Raw genomic sequence first — 15,083 nt, 5'->3', positions numbered from 1 at the left:
GGCTGTCGACCGGCTGGGCCGCGAGGTCGTCGAGCAGCCGGTCGTACAGCGCGAGCGTCGCCGCGACCGCGTACCGGGACCGCCCGGGCAGCCGCGGCAGTGCGGACCGTGCGACGGCGACGTCGTGCGCGATCTCGTCGAGGACCGCCGTGCGCTGCGCCTCGGACAGGCGTCCGCGCTCGGTCCCGGGGAAGTAGGTGCGGCCGAGCTCGCCCGCGTCGACGCCGAGGTCGCGCAGGAAGTTGATCTTCTGGAACGCGGCGCCGAGCGCACGAGCGCCCGCGACCTGCTCGTCGTCGGGCTCCACGAGCGGCGAAGACGGCGTGCGGTCGGCGTTGAGGAACACCCGCAGGCACATGAGCCCGACGACCTCCGCCGACCCGTACACGTACCGGTCGAAGCTCTCGCGGTCGTGCTCCTCGACGGTGAGGTCCGCGCGCATCGACGCGAAGAACGGCTCGGTCTCGGCCGTCGTGATGCCGACGCGACGCGCGGTGCGGGCGAAGGCGTGCACGACGAGGTTGGTCGAGTACCCGGTGCGCAGCGCCCGGACGGTCTGCGCCTCGAGCTCGTCGAGCTCGTCGGCCGCGGTGGGCCCCTGGAACGTGTCGACGACCTCGTCGGCGAGCCGGACGAGCGCGTAGACGGCCTCGATGTCGCGGTGCGCGCGCGTGCCGAGCAGCCGGGCGCCCATGCCGAACGACGTCGAGTAGGCGGACAGCACGAGCGCGCTCGTGCGGCCGGCGGTCGCGTCGTAGAGCCGGACGGAGCGCACGTGGGCGGCGCGCGCGTCGGGGCGTGCGGTGTCGCGGGACTGGTCCACGGTCATCAGTGTCCCCGTCCGGCCAGGTCGTCGACCACACCCACGAGGTAGTCGCCCAGCGGGTGCGGGAGCTGCGAGGCGTGCGCGCGGGCGGTGTCGGCGGTGCGCTCGACGAGCAGGCGCATGGCCGCGAGCGCCCCGGAGTCGACCATGACGGTGCGCACGAGCTCGGCGTCGCGCTCGTCGAGGTCGGGCTGCCCGACGTACCGGTCGAGCACCGCGCGACCGGTCCGCCCGGCGCCCGCGTAGGCGAGGCGGAGCAGCTCGGTGCGCTTGCCGCGGCGCAGGTCGGACAGCGTCGACTTGCCGGTCGCGGCGGGGTCGCCGAACACGCCGAGGTCGTCGTCGGCGAGCTGGAACGCGAGCCCGAGGGCGACGCCGACGTCGTCGAGCCGCCGGCGCACGTCGAGGTCGGCGCCCGCGAGCGCGGCCCCGGACGCGAGCGGCGACCGGCACGTGTACTCGGCGGTCTTGAGCGCGGCGACCAGGAGCGCGTCGACGTCGCGCGGTGCGAGCGACTCGGAGACGACGTCGAGGAGCTCCCCCGCGACCGCGGTCTCGATGCCGTCGGCGAGCAGGTCGGCGAGGTGCTCGCGCAGGTCGCCGGTCACGGGCGTGCGCGCGAGCAGGCGGAACGCGGTGGTGAGCGCGAGGTCGCCCGCGAGCAGCCCGGCGGCGAGTGCGCGCTCGTCGGCGACGTGCTCGGGCAGGCCGGCGGTCCGGGCGCGCTGCCGGGCGGCACCGCCGGCGTTGAGCCGGCCGCGGCGGCGGTCGTCGTGGTCGAGGACGTCGTCGTGCGCGAGCATCGCGACGTGCAGCGCCTCGTGCGCGGCCGCGACGGGGACGACGACGGACGACACGCGTCCGCCGAGCCCGAGGTACGCGGCGGCGACGAGGCGGGGCCGCAGCAGCTTGCCCCCGAGCGTGCCGCTCAGGTCCTCCCACAGCGTGCGGGCCTCGACGGCGTGCCGACCGGCGCGTGCGGCGCGCTCCACGAGGAGGTCGCGCAGGGCGGCGTCGGCCCGGGCGGTGACGTCCTCGACGGCCAGTGCGAGCTCGGCGGTGGAGCGCAGGCTCCCGCCGGCGACGGCAAGGTCGCCCTCGTCCACGTGCCCTCCCGGATTTCTTCGGTGCGAACCGCGGGTGATCGTGGGCACGGCCCCCGGCGGAATGGTCAGCGTACTGAGTATTCGTCCGGACGCCACCGGACGGATGCAGCAGCACGCCCTCTCTTCGGCGCGAGCGAACCGTCTGGATGCAGCGCGGGCCGATCAATTTCCGATCAGATTTCACCAGGATCGAACACAGATCAACATCGGTGCGGTAGCCTGAGCCGCATGACGTGGATGGTGACGGGTGGTGCCGGGTACATCGGGTCGCACGTGGTGCGGGCCTTCCAGCAGGCGGGTATCCCGCCCGTCGTCCTCGACGACCTGTCGAGCGGCCACCGCGGGTTCGTGCCCGACGACGTCGCCTTCGTCGAGGGCTCGATCCTCGACACCGAGCTGGTGTCGCGCGCCCTGGCCGAGCACCAGGTCGAGGGCGTCGTGCACCTCGCCGGCTTCAAGTACGCCGGGGTGTCGGTCCAGCGCCCGCTGCACACCTACGCGCAGAACGTCACCGGCACCGCGCACCTGCTCGACGCCATGGCCGCGCAAGGGGTCGACGCGATCGTCTTCTCGTCGTCGGCCGCCGTCTACGGCACGCCCGACGTCGACCTCGTCACCGAGGAGACCGCGACCCGCCCCGAGTCCCCCTACGGCGAGTCGAAGCTCATCGGCGAGTGGCTGCTGCGCGACCAGGGCGTCGCGACCGACCTGCGGCACACGTCGCTGCGGTACTTCAACGTCGTCGGCTCCGGCACGCCCGACCTCTACGACACCAGCCCGCACAACTTGTTCCCGCTGGTCCTCGACGCCCTGACGTCCGGCCGCACGCCGCGCATCAACGGCACCGACTACCCCACGCCCGACGGCACCTGCGTCCGCGACTACATCCACGTCGCCGACCTCGCCGACGCTCACGTCGCCGCCGCCCGCGCGCTCGCCGACGGCAGCCCGCTCCAGCCCGTCTACAACCTCGGCTCGGGCGACGGCGTCTCGGTGCGCCAGATCATGACCGCGATGGCCGACGTCACCGGGATCGCCTTCGAGCCCGAGGTGGCCCCGCGCCGCCCGGGCGACCCGGCCCGGATCGTGGCGTCGGGCGAGGCCGCCGCCCGCGACCTCGGCTGGCGCATGACCCACACCCTCCGCGACATGGTCGCGAGCGCGTGGGAGGCCCGCCAGGCGCACTGACGCCCCACGCCACGAGGTCGCCGCGCCCTGCGGGGTTCGGCGACCTCGTGGCGTCTGCGGGTCCGCGGCGAGCCGGCAGCGTCGACGGACGCGCGGCGCGCCCGCCGCGGCGACAGGCGGCGGTCAGCGCGGCGCGACCGGCAGCGCCTGGAGACCCGGGAGCCGGTCCGCGAACGCCTCGAGGACCGACTCGCTGCCCGCGTAGACGCCGTCGGGCCGCGGCCAGTGCACGATCACGTCGGTGAACCCGAGCGCGGCCGCGCGCTCGACACCCTCGACGGCCAGGTCGAGCGACGTCAGCGAGAACACCGGCGCACCGTCGAGGCTCAGGTACCGGCGCAGCCGCGGCGCGGCGACCCCGTCCCGCCCGTGCGCGACCTCCGCCGCGTCCATCTGCGCCGACACGTCCGCGAGCCCGCTCCACCAGCGCTCCTGCGCGCCCGCCGGGTCGCCCTCGGCGCCCTCGGTGTCGTACGTCGGCCCGTACGTGACCCACCCCTGCCCGAGCCGCGCGGCGAGCGCCATCGTGCGCGGTCCGGCCGCCGCCATGAGGAACGGCACGCGCGGCGAGGCGATCGTGCCGGGGATCATGCGCGCGTCGTGCGCCTCGTAGAACTCGCCCGTGAACTCGGTCGACGGCTGCGTGAGCAGCCGGTCCAGCAGCCCGACGAACTCCTCGTACCGCCGCGTCCGCTCACCGCGCGACCACGGCTCCCCCGTCACGGCCGCGTCGAAGCCCTCACCGCCCGCGCCGATCCCGAGCAGGAACCGCCCGCCCGACACGTCGTCGAGCCCGAGCACGTCCTTCGCGAACGGGACGGGGTGCCGGAAGTTCGGCGACGCGACGAACGTGCCCAGCTGGATGCGCTCGGTGACCGCCGCGGCGGCGGACAGCAGCGGCACGGTCGCGAACCACGGCCCGTCGGCGAGCGTGCGCCACGCCAGGTGGTCGTACGTCCACGCGTGGTCGAAGCCCCACTCCTCCGCCTGCCGCCAGCGCGCCTTCGCACGTGACCAGCGGTCCTGGGGCAGCAGCACGATCCCGACGGCGACCATGCGCCGACCCTAGCCGCCGCCGGCGACACCCGGCCGGTGACCGCGCCGGCCCCGCAGACCGTCGCGCGGTCAGCCCCAGCCGAGCTCGTGCAGCCGGTCGTCGTCGATGCCGAAGTGGTGCGCGACCTCGTGCACGACGGTCACCGCGACCTCCTCGACGACCTCGTCGCGGTCCTGGCAGATCGCGAGCGTCGGGTTGCGGTAGATCGTGATGCGGTCGGGCAGCGACCCGGCGGCCCACCACTCGCCGCGCTCGGTGAGCGGCGTGCCCTCGTAGAGCCCGAGCAGCTCGGGCTCGTCCGGCGGCCCGTCGTCCTCGACGAGCACGACGACGTTGTCGATCAGCCGGGCGAGCTCGGGCGGGATCTCGTCGAGCGCGTCACGGACCGCGTCCTCGAACTCGTCGCGCGACATCTCCACCACGGGACCATCCTGCCTGCTCACCGCACTGCGGTCGCGTGACGGCGGGCGCGGACGGCAGCGCTTTTGGAGTTCGGGCCCTGGCTCCCGTATGCTCGTCTCCGGTCATCCGGCGCCTCGTCGTCAGGGGCGGGACACGCCCCCATCGTCTAGCGGCCTAGGACCCCGCCCTTTCACGGCGGTAGCACGGGTTCGAATCCCGTTGGGGGTACGAGCAGGTGCAGTGAAGCAGTACAGCAAGGCCTTGTTCCACCAAGGCCCCGTAGCGCAGTTGGTTAGCGCGCCGCCCTGTCACGGCGGAGGTCGCGGGTTCAAGTCCCGTCGGGGTCGCTCGAAGCGCCGGTCCTCGGACCGGCGTTCTCGTTCCGAGGCTCTGTAGCTCAGTTGGTAGAGCGTTCGACTGAAAATCGAAAGGTCACCGGATCGACGCCGGTCGGAGCCACCGCGACGAAGGCCCCCTGGATCACCAGGGGGCCTTCGCGCATCTTCGGGCGGTATGACCTGGGCCGATGATCCCGGCCGGCACCCGTGCTCCCGCCTAGGCTGGGACACGCACCGCACTGTCCCGCCGACGGAGGAACCCGTGAGCAGCACCGGACCCGAGCGCCCGCGCAAGCCGTTCTTCGAGCGCTTCACCGAACCGTTCGCCGACATCGCCCGCGAGAAGATCGGGCAGGCGGAGGACCGGGTCCGTGAGGCGATCCAGGCCGAGATCGACGCCGTCAGCGCGAGCGTGCGCGCCCGAGCCGTGCAGGTCCGGCCGTCGGCGATCGGGTTCGGCGCCGCCGCGCTGCTCACGTTCTTCGGCCTCGCGCTGTTCATCACCGCCGCGGTCGTCGGCCTCGCGCACGCCGTCGAGCTGTGGCTCGCGGCGCTGCTCGTCGGCGCCGCGCTCATCATCGTCGCCGGGGGCCTCGCCGCCTGGGCGCGGTCGCGGCTGCCGAAGGGGCCCGCCGTCAGCGTGACCCGCGCGCACGAGGTGTCGCACCCCGCCGAGGAGCAGGTCCACCCCTGGTCCGACTGACCCCCGCGCCGCTCCGGACCCGGTCCGCACGCGCGCCCGATGTCGCCGCACGGATGCGGCCCGCGACCTGCGCTTGCACACTGGGAGTCCCGGTCACAGGACGCCGGGGGACGAGCGACGAGAGGGCGTCACCATGACCACGCAGCCAGGACCGACGGGCGAGCCCCGGAGCATCGGTCAGCTCGTGAGCGACCTGAGCGAGCAGACGTCCCGGTTGGTCCGCGCCGAGCTCGACCTGGCGAAGGCCGAGATCCAGGCCAAGGCGCAGCAGCTCGGGATCGGCGCCGGCCTGCTGGCCGCCGCCGGGATCCTCGCGCTCTACGTGCTGGCCGCCGCCATCGCGACCGCGATCCTCGGCCTCTCGACCGTCATGGACGCGTGGCTCGCGGCGCTCATCGTCACGGTGTTCCTGCTGATCGTGACGATCATCCTGGCCCTGATCGGGATCCGGCTGGTCAAGCGCGGGTCGCCCCCGACGCCGGACCGCGCGATCGAGAACGTGCACGAGGACCTCGAGGCCGTGAAGGCGGGGTGGAACGCGTGAGCGACCAGACCACGAAGAAGGACGACGCGACCGACGACCAGAAGCCGGCGATCACCACGCCGCGCATGGTCGAGGCCGAGAGCGAGGTCGCACGCACGCGTGCCGAGCTCGCCGCGACCGTCGACGCGCTCGCCGACCGCCTGGACCCGCGCGCCCAGGCGAAGAGCGCCGTCGACGGGACCAAGCGGCTGTGGTCGGACGCCACGACCAAGGACGCCGACCCGCACCGGCAGAAGCGGGCCCGCGCCGTGATCGGCGGAGCCGTCGCGGTCGTGGCGCTCCTCGCGGCGGCAGGTCTGCGCCGCAAGGGCTGACACTCGCACGACCGACGACCGCGGCAGCCCGGGAGGCGCCGCGGTCGTCATCGTGTGCGGAGCGCCGTGAGCGCGCGAAGTCTCGGGGGCGGTGACGTGCCTGTGCACGTGGCCGATCGGCGGCGGGGAACGGCGTCGTCGTCGTCCCGAGGGCCGCTGTCACGCGCGTTGCCGGGCGCCGGTGGGCGGCGGGAGGCGTGCGACGTCCGGGCCGGACACGAGGACGTCGGCGCCCTCAGGGCGCCGGCGTCAGGGGCCGCACGAGGCGGCGTGAGGAGCGGACGGGTGGAGCGCCCGCCCCGGTGTCGTCCGGCGAGGGATCAGTCGTCGGACGCGTGCTGCTGAGGCACGCCGTTGAGCAGGTCGCGCACCTCGGACTCCCGGTAGCGACGGTGGCCACCGAGCGTGCGGATCGAGGAGAGCTTCCCGGCCTTCGCCCAACGGGTCACCGTCTTCGGGTCGACCCGGAAGAGAGTGGCGACCTCGGACGGCGTGAGCAGCGCCTCGGACTCTGCGGGGTGAGCGGTCATCAGCTGCCTCCTGCGGCAAGCGTGCGGGCGGCCGACGCTGTGCGCCGGTTCCGCCCCGTCGGGTGCGGTTGGTGCGGTGCGCGGGTAGCGCGTGGTGCGGGCGATGCGGGTGATGCGGGCAGTCTCACTAGCATGAACGAAACGGTCAGACGTCGCATTCCGGGACACAGTTTGATCACGGATGCCGCAACACTCTCATCCAACTCTCATCATGCATCGTTACACGAACCGTACCGTCAGCCTAAACCCGGCGAATCGGTCATCACGACCCCGCCGCGCCACGTGACGTGTGTCGCTCGCTCGTGAGTGGTCGGAATAGCGCGGGACCATGTACCGTTGCCCCACGAAGAGACGATTCAGCACCCCGGGGCCGCACGTGTGAGCACGGTGCCGCCCCGCATCCACGTTAGAGGGGGTCGATGCCATGGGGCGCGGCCGTCAGAAGGCGAAGCAGACCAAGGTGGCCCGGGAGCTGAAGTACTTCAGTCCCGAGACCAACTACCGAGCCCTCGAGCAGGAGCTCGGCTCGCTGAGCCACAACGATCTGGGATCCGAGCGTCGCGGCAGCGCCGTCGACACAGGTGACTGGTCCCGGGACGAGGACGACGACTACCGTCGCTGGTCCGACGACGGCTGAGGTCGTGGGGTCGGCGCGACGGCCCCTCCGAGCGTGACCCCTCCGCCCCGCTGAGGTCGTCGCCGCTCGGACCCGTCCACCGCCGACCAGCACGGTGCGGCACAGCGGTCACTTCACCACACACTCACCGGCCGGTGACGTTCATGACGTCACCGGCCGGTTGGTGCGTACCCCGGACGCGACGCGTCCAGCGCGGGTGATCGCGACGCGTCCCGCGCGGGTGATCGCGACGCGTCCCGCGCGGGTGATCGCGACGAGTCCCGCGCGGGTGATCAGGCGCGGTAGGTCCCCGAGAGGCGGACGGCTCCCCCGTCGACGCCCTTGGTCCCCGCGACGAAGTCCGGCGAGCCGGCCACGTCGAGCGTCGGGTCGGCGTCCCGCACGGTGCCGAGCACCCAGGCCGGGAGGCCCAGCTCGTCCGCGTGCGCGAGGACGCCGTCGACCGCGTCGGCCGCGACGACGGCCACCATGCCGACGCCGAGGTTGAGCGTGCCCTCGAGGTCGTGCCACGGCACGCCCCCGAGCCGCTGCACGAGCGAGAAGACCGGCGGGAGCTGCCAGCCGCCGCGGTCCACGTCGGCGACCAGGCCCTGCGGCAGGACGCGCGCGACGTTCGACGCGAGACCGCCGCCGGTCACGTGGCTGAACGCGTGGATCCCGGCGACACCGGCGCGCTCGACCAGGGCCAGCACGTCGCTCGCGTAGACGCGGGTCGGCTCGAGGAGCTCCTCGCCGAGCGTGCGGCCGAGCTCGTCGACGTGACGCTCGAGACCCCAGCCGGCGACCTCGACGACCTTGCGGACCAGCGAGTAGCCGTTGGAGTGCAGCCCGCTCGACGCGAGCGCGACGAGCACGTCGCCCGCTCGCACGCGGTCGGGGCCGAGCAGCTCGTCGGCCTCGACGACACCCGTCGCCGCGCCGGCCACGTCGTACTCGTCGGGGCGCAGCAGGCCGGGGTGCTCGGCGGTCTCGCCACCGACGAGGGCCGTACCGGCGACCGAGCACGCCGCGGCGATGCCGCGCACGATGTCGGCGATGCGCTCCGGCACGACGCGACCGGTCGCGATGTAGTCCGTCATGAACAGCGGCTTCGCACCGACCACGACGATGTCGTCGACGACCATGCCGACCAGGTCGAAGCCGATCGTGTCGTGCACGTCGAGGGCCTGGGCGATCGCGACCTTCGTGCCGACACCGTCGGTCGACGTCGCGAGCAGCGGGCGCCGGTAGCGGGTCAGGAGCGACGCGTCGTACAGACCGGCGAACCCGCCGACGCCGCCGAGGACCTGCGGGCCGTGCGTCGCGCGCACGGCGTCCTTCATCAGCTCGACGGCCTTGTCGCCGGCCTCGGTGTCGACTCCGGCGGCGGCGTAGGTGACCTGCGGGGTGCTCACGGGTGCTCCAGGGCGGTCGCGCCACCGGTCGACGGGACGATGGTCAGCAGGCCGTCCTCGGGGGCGCCGAGGGGCAGCTCGTTCTGCTCGAGGAGGTGCTTGCCGAGGCGGTCGGCGGGCGGCAGCTCGATCGGGTACCGGCCGCTGAAGCACGCGGTGCACAGCTGCGACGCCGGCTGCTCGGTCGCCTCGACCATGCCCTCCTCGGAGATGTACCCGAGGGAGTCGGCACCGAGGGACGCCGCGATCGCGTCGACGCCGAGGCCGTTCGCGATGAGCTCGGCGCGGCTCGCGAAGTCGATGCCGTAGAAGCACGGCCACTTCACGGGCGGCGAGCTGATGCGGATGTGCACCTCGGCAGCGCCGGCCTCGCGCAGCATGCGGACGAGCGCGCGCTGGGTGTTGCCGCGGACGATCGAGTCGTCGACGACCACGAGCCGCTTGCCGCGGATGACCTCACGCAGCGGGTTGAGCTTGAGCCGGATGCCGAGCTGGCGCAGGGTCTGCGACGGCTGGATGAACGTCCGGCCGACGTACGCGTTCTTGGTGAGGCCCTGGCCGAACGGGATGCCCGACTCGGTCGCGAAGCCGACGGCCGCGGGCGTGCCGGACTCGGGCACCGGGATGACGAGGTCGGCCTCGACCGGGTGCTCGATCGCGAGGCGACGGCCCATCGCGACGCGCGCGGCGTGCACCGAGCGGCCGGCGATCGTCGTGTCGGGCCGGGCGAGGTAGACGTACTCGAAGACGCAGCCGGCACGGTCGACGGGCGCGAACCGCGTCGAGCGCAGTCCGTCGGCGTCGATCGCGATGAACTCGCCGGGCTCGACCTCGCGCACGAACGACGCGCCCACGATGTCGAGCGCGGGCGTCTCGGACGCCACGACCCAGCCGCGCTCCAGCCGGCCGAGCACGAGCGGGCGAACACCCTGCGGGTCGCGCGCCGCGTAGAGGGTGTGCTCGTCCATGAAGACGAGGCTGAACGCGCCCCGCAGGCGGGGCAGGACCTCGAGCGCGGTGGCCTCGAGCGTGTGGTCCGGGTCGCCCGCGAGCAGCGCGGTCACGAGCGCGGTGTCCGTGGTGTTGCCGCGCGCGAGCTCGCCGCGGCGCTGGTTGCCGTACCGCTCGGCGACGAGGTCGACGAGCTCGGCCGAGTTGGTGAGGTTGCCGTTGTGCCCGAGGGCGACCGTGCCGGCAGCCGTGGCGCCGAGCGTCGGCTGCGCGTTCTCCCAGGTCGAGCCACCCGTCGTCGAGTAGCGCGCGTGCCCGATGGCGATGTGCCCCTGCAGGGCGTTCAGCGCGGTCTCGTCGAAGACCTGGGAGACGAGGCCCATGTCCTTGTAGACGAGGAGCTGCTGGCCGTTCGACGTCGCGATGCCCGCGGACTCCTGCCCACGGTGCTGCAGCGCGTAGAGGCCGAAGTAGGTGAGCTTGGCGACCTCTTCGCCGGGTGCCCAGACGCCGAAGACGCCGCAGGCGTCCTGCGGGCCTTTCTCGCCGGGGAGGAGGTCGTGGTTCAGTCGTCCGTCTGCGCGGGGGGCCACGGCCCTATGGTCGCACACCGGCCTGACGCGTCCGGGGCCGCGCCCGGCGTCCGGACGTGTGGGACCGTCCGGCGGGTGCGGCGTCCGACGACCCGGTGACCGGGTGGCGTCCGCGCCGCGCGGGCGAGGACGGGTGCGGGTGCGTCAGCGGCGGCGGGCGTACGGGTCGCGCGAGCGGCGGTCCGCGAGCACGGCCAGCGCGCCGCCCACGAACCCGCCGAGCACGCCCAGGGCGACGGCCGTCACGGTGCGGACCGCGCCCTCGCCCTCGAGGAACCAGACGAACCCGGTGCCGTCGGCGATCCACCGGACCTGCGGGTCCTTGAGCACCGCCACCAGGACCAGGCCGACGACGATCCCGACGATCGCGCCCGCGCCGATGAAGACGCTGTACTTGGGCGCGCGCCGCACGGTCGCGGGTCGGGCCGTGGCGAGGAGCTCCGCCTCGGAGGGCACGGGAGGCTCCTCGTCGTCGGCGGGCGTCACCGGGCGGGGCTGCGCGGGAGCGGTCGACGCGGGCTGGGCCGCGTCGACGTCCGCGAGCGCGGGCTCGTGCGGCGCGGGCTGGTCCGACGTCGGTCGGTCCGCGGGGTCCGCGGGGGTGGGGGCGGTCGACGACACCCCGCGATCCTAGGTCAGCGGCGCGTCAGCCACGTCGGCGGGCGGCCTGGAGCGGGAGCCACGCGGACAGGTCGGCCCGCTCCCCCGACGCCCGCACCGCGCCCGCGGCGACGGCGTCCGGCCAGGTCGTCGCGCCCGTCACGAGCGACAGCCACGTCGCGGGGTCGGTCTCGACGACGTTGGGCGGGGTGCCGCGGGTGTGACGAGGACCCTCGACGGCCTGCACCGCGCCGTCGGGCGGGACGCGCACCTCGACCGCGTTGCCCGGTGCGACGTCGGCGAGCTCCTCGAGCGTGAAGCGCACCGCCGTGCGACGGGCCGCGACCGGCACCGCGGCCGGGTCCGCGCGCCACACGTCGAGCGCGGCGCGTCCGTCGTCGGGCGAGGTCCGTCGTCTGGGAGGCACCCGCCCATCCTCCCCCGCTCCGTCGTCCGCACGCGTCCGGGCACGGACGAGCCCCGCGGACGAGGGAGTCCGCGGGGCTCGTCGGGGGGCCCGCTCAGGTGGGGCGCCGGCTCACCACTTGGCGTTGCGCGCCAGCTCCAGGGCGATCTCCTGCCACCACTGGCCGGCGGCCGGGCCGCCGTTGCACGCACCGTCGGACTCGCCGGGCAGCTTGACCCACAGGAGCGCGGTCAGGCCGGAGCCGTCGTTCACGTACGTCGGCTTCTCGCCGAGCGCGCGGCCGCGCGGGTTGCACCACTCGCCGTTCGAGCCGTTGCCGTTGCGCGAGGTGTCGATGACGAAGCCCTTGCCGCCGAGGCGCTGCGAGATCTGCTGGCCGTACGACTTGCTCGAGGCGGTCGTCTGGTAGTTCGACGTGTTGAGCGCGAAGCCCACGGCGTACTCGAAGCCGACTTGGTTGAGCCGGTTGACGGCCGTGTCGACCGACAGCCACGTGGAGTGACCGGCGTCGATGTAGACCTTGGCGCCCTTGAGCGTGAGCGACTTCGCGGCGTACTTGAGGAAGCCGATCCGGTCGCCCTGGCCGGAGCAGTCGCCGAGCTGCGCGAGCGCGTCGGGCTCGAGCACGACGATCGGGTTGCCCTTGATGCCCTGCGCGACGGTGTCGATCCAGCGCGCGTACTCGGACTCGGAGACGCCGCCGCCGGAGTGCGAGCCGCAGTCACGGCCCGGGATCGCGTAGACGACGAGCGTCGGCGTCTTCCCGGCGGCCACCGCGCGACCGGTGTAGTCGGCGACCTCGGCCTGCGCGTGCGACGCGTCGGCCCAGTTGCCGACCCAGTACGCCTGCGGCGTGAGGGCGATCTTCTCGAGCAGGGCCTTGTCGTTGCCGGAGGCGGACTGCCACGCCTTGTAGGACTGGTTGGTCGTGTCGACGTAGAAGCTCCCCGTCGGCTGCGGCGGGACCGTCGTGGTCGGGGTGGGCGTGGGCGTCGGCGTCACGGTGGGCGTCGGCGTCTGCGTCGGCGTGACCGTCGGCGTCGGCGTCGTCGTCGGCACGGTGCCGCCCGTGCACGTCGTGCCGTTGAGGCTGAAGGACGCCGGGACCGGGTTCGAGCCGCTCCACGAGCCGTTGAAGCCGAACGACGCGGTGCCGCCCGTGCCGATCTGGCCGTTCCACGACACGTTCGTGACGGACACCTGGGAGCCGCTCGTGGTGACGTTGCCGTTCCACAGCTGCGTGATCTTCTGGCCCGCGGGGTACGCCCAGTCGAGCTTCCACGACGAGACGGGGTCGCCGAGATTCGTGATCGTGACGTTGGCGCCGAAGCCGCCCTGCCACTGGCTCGACACGGCGTAGCTGACACGGCAGCCGGCGGCCGCCTGCGCGGCGCTGGCCGTGACGGCGGTGAGACCGCCGACGGCGACGGCCGCGGCGGCGAGGAGCGCGACGGCGCTTCTGCGGGTGGACATGCGGGGTGGCTCCCTGGTGTCTCGGCTGGCTCGGGGTCCCGACGAGGAAACCTGACGTCACCGCACCGACGCGAGGGGAAGCCGCCTGCCTAATCGCTTAAGTCCGTCGGTGCACCGGTCGATCCGCTTCGACCACACGCTTCGACGGAGCGCGACGACGCCTGCGCAGCACGACGGCCCCGCACCGTGGAGGAGGTGCGGGGCCGTCGTGGGCGGAGCGTCGAGGTCAGCGCTTGAGGTTGACCAGCTCCTGCAGGACCTCGTCCGACGTGGTGATGACGCGGCTGTTCGCCTGGAAGCCGCGCTGGGCGATGATCAGGCTGGTGAACTCGCTCGACAGGTCGACGTTCGACATCTCGAGCGCGCCGCCCGCGAGCGTGCCTCGGCCGCCCGTGCCCGCGGCGCCGACCTGCGCGTCGCCCGAGTTGACCGACGTGCGGAACAGCGAGCCGCCCGCCTTCTCCAGCCCCGACGGGTTGGTGAACGAGCCGATCGCCAGACGCCCGATCGTCTGCTTGAGCCCGTTGGAGAACGCGCCCGTGATCGTGCCGTCGGCGCCCAGCGCGAACGACTGCAGGACGCCGGCCGCCTGGCCGTTCTGGGTGCGCGCCTTCACGGAGTCGATGCCCGAGAAGCCGGTGATCGTCGACAGGTCGACCGCGACGCCGCCGACCGTGACCGTCGTCGGCGTCGTGAGGGCGCCCGCGGCGGTGAACGTCATCGCGCCCGCGTTGACCGTGGCGGTGCCGTCGGACGCCGTCAGGGCCCAGCCCGTCGCGGACTTCGTGAACGTGAGCTCGAGCTCGCGCGACGCACCCGTCGCGTCGTAGACGTCGATCGTGCGGTTGATCGTCGTACCGTCCGCCGCGTCGGCGTCGAGGTTGCCCTCGTAGGCCGCCGTCGACGTCGCGACCGCAGGCATCAGCGTGCCGGCCGGGACGCGCAGGTCGACGAGCGGGCCGTTCGTGTCGACGACACCGTTCACCGCCGCCCAGCCCTGCACCAGCGCGCCCTCACCGGGGAGCACCATCTGGCCGGTCGCGTCGAAGTCGAACGACCCGGCGCGCGTGTAGTACGACTCGTTACCCTTGCGGACCACGAAGAAGCCGTCGCCCTGGATCATCATGTCGGTGCTGCGGCCCGTCATCTGCGACGCGCCCTGCGTGAAGTTCGTCGTGATGCCCGCGACGCGCACGCCCAGGCCGACCTGCGCCGGGTTGGTGCCGCCGACGCCCGCCTGGGCGCCCGCACCGTTCTGGAGCATCTGGCTGAGCGTGTCCTGGAACTGCGTCTGCGACGACTTGAAGCCCGTGGTGTTGACGTTCGCGATGTTGTTGCCCGTGACGTCGAGCTGGGTCTGGTGGGCGCGCAGACCGGAGATGCCGGAGAAGAGCGAGCGGAGCATGGCGGTGGTTCCTTTCGGCAGGGGTGCTGCGCGGGGTCAGGCGGTGGTGGCGGGGGTGGCAGGCGCGACGGCGGCAGGAGCCACCGAGGAGACCGCGTCGAGGGTGACGTCCGTGTCACCGACCTTCACGGTGGGCACAGGGCCCGCGTAGGACACGCCGGTGACGGTGCCCGACTTCTCGGCCCCGTCCGCGTCGGTCCAGGTGATCTGCTGCCCGACGAGCTGGGCTGCCGACATCCGCATCTGCAGCGCGAACGACTCGCGCTGCGTGTCGGCCAGGGCGACCAGCGACTCCATCGTGGAGAGCTGGGTCGTCTGGGTCATGAGCTGCGACGAGTCCATCGGGGCCGACGGGTCCTGGTTGCGCAGCTGGGCGACGAGCAGGTCGAGGAACGCCTGCTTGTCGAGCTCCTTGGTGGGGCCCTTCGTGCCCGACGTGTCCGCGGTGCGGCTCGTCGCGCCGAGGAACGAGACGTCGATGCTCATGGTGCCTCCTGCGGGGTGCGGTTCTGAGGGCGGGTGCCGGGGTCGTGGGGTGCGGGTGGAGGCGGCGGGGCCGGCCGGGTGTGTCGGGCCGGCGGGGCCGGCCGGGCGG

17 protein-coding genes and 3 tRNA genes are annotated in these 15,083 nt (G+C 73.4%); 8 read left to right on the top strand and 12 right to left on the bottom strand.

Translation table 11 applies throughout. The annotated features are described in order from the left end of the window. Together CTKZ_RS11350 and CTKZ_RS11345 are read right to left on the bottom strand one after the other, a co-directional pair. On the bottom strand, window positions 1-823 hold an 823-nt coding region (locus CTKZ_RS11350), incomplete at its 3' end, for a phytoene/squalene synthase family protein (protein ID WP_371852363.1). Window positions 824-828: 5 nt separating this feature from the next. After that, window positions 829-1,932: a polyprenyl synthetase family protein gene (locus CTKZ_RS11345; RefSeq protein ID WP_160142890.1), complete on the bottom strand. Its 1,104-nt coding sequence runs from the start codon at window positions 1,930-1,932 to the stop codon at window positions 829-831. A gap of 228 nt (window positions 1,933-2,160) precedes the next feature. Here CTKZ_RS11345 and galE point away from each other — a divergent pair, with 228 nt between their 5' ends. Next, entirely contained in the window at window positions 2,161-3,120 is a 960-nt protein-coding gene (gene galE / locus CTKZ_RS11340) for a UDP-glucose 4-epimerase GalE (RefSeq protein ID WP_124343042.1), read from the top strand. A gap of 123 nt (window positions 3,121-3,243) precedes the next feature. On the opposite strand, the gene CTKZ_RS11335 is transcribed toward galE, so the two are convergent. Both CTKZ_RS11335 and CTKZ_RS11330 read right to left on the bottom strand, forming a co-directional pair. Next, window positions 3,244-4,176: an LLM class flavin-dependent oxidoreductase gene (locus CTKZ_RS11335; protein WP_124343041.1), complete on the bottom strand. Its 933-nt coding sequence runs from the start codon at window positions 4,174-4,176 to the stop codon at window positions 3,244-3,246. Between the two features lie 69 nt (window positions 4,177-4,245). Further along, complete coding sequence (locus tag CTKZ_RS11330) at window positions 4,246-4,590, bottom strand: metallopeptidase family protein (RefSeq protein WP_124343047.1); 345 nt, start codon at window positions 4,588-4,590, stop codon at window positions 4,246-4,248. 144 nt (window positions 4,591-4,734) lie between these two features. Between CTKZ_RS11330 and CTKZ_RS11325 the strand changes: the two genes are divergently transcribed. The 6 genes from CTKZ_RS11325 to CTKZ_RS11300 all read left to right on the top strand — a co-directional run bounded on the left by CTKZ_RS11325 (window position 4,735) and on the right by CTKZ_RS11300 (window position 6,478). Further along, window positions 4,735-4,807 (top strand) — tRNA-Glu (locus CTKZ_RS11325). 45 nt (window positions 4,808-4,852) lie between these two features. Further along, window positions 4,853-4,926: transfer RNA gene (locus CTKZ_RS11320), tRNA-Asp, on the top strand. A 39-nt stretch (window positions 4,927-4,965) separates the two neighbouring features. After that, window positions 4,966-5,038: transfer RNA gene (locus CTKZ_RS11315), tRNA-Phe, on the top strand. 141 nt (window positions 5,039-5,179) lie between these two features. Continuing rightward, complete coding sequence (locus CTKZ_RS11310) at window positions 5,180-5,620, top strand: phage holin family protein (protein WP_124343040.1); 441 nt, start codon at window positions 5,180-5,182, stop codon at window positions 5,618-5,620. Window positions 5,621-5,753: 133 nt separating this feature from the next. Beyond that, window positions 5,754-6,164 (top strand): phage holin family protein, encoded by a 411-nt coding sequence (locus CTKZ_RS11305; protein WP_124343039.1) that lies wholly within the window; start codon window positions 5,754-5,756, stop codon window positions 6,162-6,164. Continuing rightward, the gene (locus tag CTKZ_RS11300) at window positions 6,161-6,478 is read left to right on the top strand and encodes a DUF3618 domain-containing protein (RefSeq protein ID WP_235843447.1); all 318 of its coding nucleotides are present in this window, start codon (window positions 6,161-6,163) and stop codon (window positions 6,476-6,478) included. Before CTKZ_RS11305 ends, CTKZ_RS11300 begins: the two co-directional genes overlap by 4 nt. Window positions 6,479-6,798: 320 nt before the next feature. Here CTKZ_RS11300 and CTKZ_RS11295 read toward each other — a convergent pair whose 3' ends face one another. Beyond that, window positions 6,799-7,008 (bottom strand): BldC family transcriptional regulator, encoded by a 210-nt coding sequence (locus CTKZ_RS11295; protein ID WP_124343038.1) that lies wholly within the window; start codon window positions 7,006-7,008, stop codon window positions 6,799-6,801. A gap of 424 nt (window positions 7,009-7,432) precedes the next feature. On the opposite strand from CTKZ_RS11295, the gene CTKZ_RS11290 reads away from it, so the two are divergent. Further along, entirely contained in the window at window positions 7,433-7,645 is a 213-nt protein-coding gene (locus tag CTKZ_RS11290; RefSeq protein ID WP_124343037.1) for a DUF3073 domain-containing protein, read from the top strand. Between the two features lie 272 nt (window positions 7,646-7,917). Here the strand turns inward: CTKZ_RS11290 and purM are convergent, their stop codons facing one another. The 7 genes from purM to CTKZ_RS11255 all read right to left on the bottom strand — a co-directional run bounded on the left by purM (window position 7,918) and on the right by CTKZ_RS11255 (window position 14,974). Next, the gene (gene purM / locus CTKZ_RS11285; RefSeq protein ID WP_124343036.1) at window positions 7,918-9,039 is read right to left on the bottom strand and encodes a phosphoribosylformylglycinamidine cyclo-ligase; all 1,122 of its coding nucleotides are present in this window, start codon (window positions 9,037-9,039) and stop codon (window positions 7,918-7,920) included. Next, window positions 9,036-10,583, bottom strand: a complete 1,548-nt coding sequence (gene purF, locus CTKZ_RS11280) for an amidophosphoribosyltransferase (RefSeq protein WP_124343035.1) — start codon at window positions 10,581-10,583, stop codon at window positions 9,036-9,038. The genes purM and purF overlap by 4 nt, the downstream gene beginning before the upstream one ends. A gap of 144 nt (window positions 10,584-10,727) precedes the next feature. Further along, on the bottom strand, window positions 10,728-11,204 hold the full coding sequence (locus CTKZ_RS11275) for a histidine kinase (protein ID WP_235843446.1): 477 nt from the start codon (window positions 11,202-11,204) through the stop codon (window positions 10,728-10,730). Between the two features lie 25 nt (window positions 11,205-11,229). Next, complete coding sequence (locus CTKZ_RS11270) at window positions 11,230-11,610, bottom strand: sterol carrier family protein (RefSeq protein ID WP_124343034.1); 381 nt, start codon at window positions 11,608-11,610, stop codon at window positions 11,230-11,232. A gap of 111 nt (window positions 11,611-11,721) precedes the next feature. After that, window positions 11,722-13,083, bottom strand: coding sequence for a glycoside hydrolase family 6 protein (locus CTKZ_RS11265; protein ID WP_124343033.1), 1,362 nt, complete (start codon window positions 13,081-13,083; stop codon window positions 11,722-11,724). Between the two features lie 226 nt (window positions 13,084-13,309). Next, entirely contained in the window at window positions 13,310-14,488 is a 1,179-nt protein-coding gene (locus CTKZ_RS11260) for a flagellar hook protein FlgE (RefSeq protein ID WP_124343032.1), read from the bottom strand. Between the two features lie 36 nt (window positions 14,489-14,524). After that, complete coding sequence (locus CTKZ_RS11255) at window positions 14,525-14,974, bottom strand: flagellar hook assembly protein FlgD (protein ID WP_124343031.1); 450 nt, start codon at window positions 14,972-14,974, stop codon at window positions 14,525-14,527. Between the last annotated feature and the right edge of the window lie 109 nt (window positions 14,975-15,083).

Origin of the sequence: Cellulomonas algicola (assembly GCF_003851725.1) — a bacterium.
GTDB lineage: Bacteria > Actinomycetota > Actinomycetes > Actinomycetales > Cellulomonadaceae > Cellulomonas > Cellulomonas algicola.
This window is presented reverse-complemented; position numbering and strand designations above follow the sequence as displayed.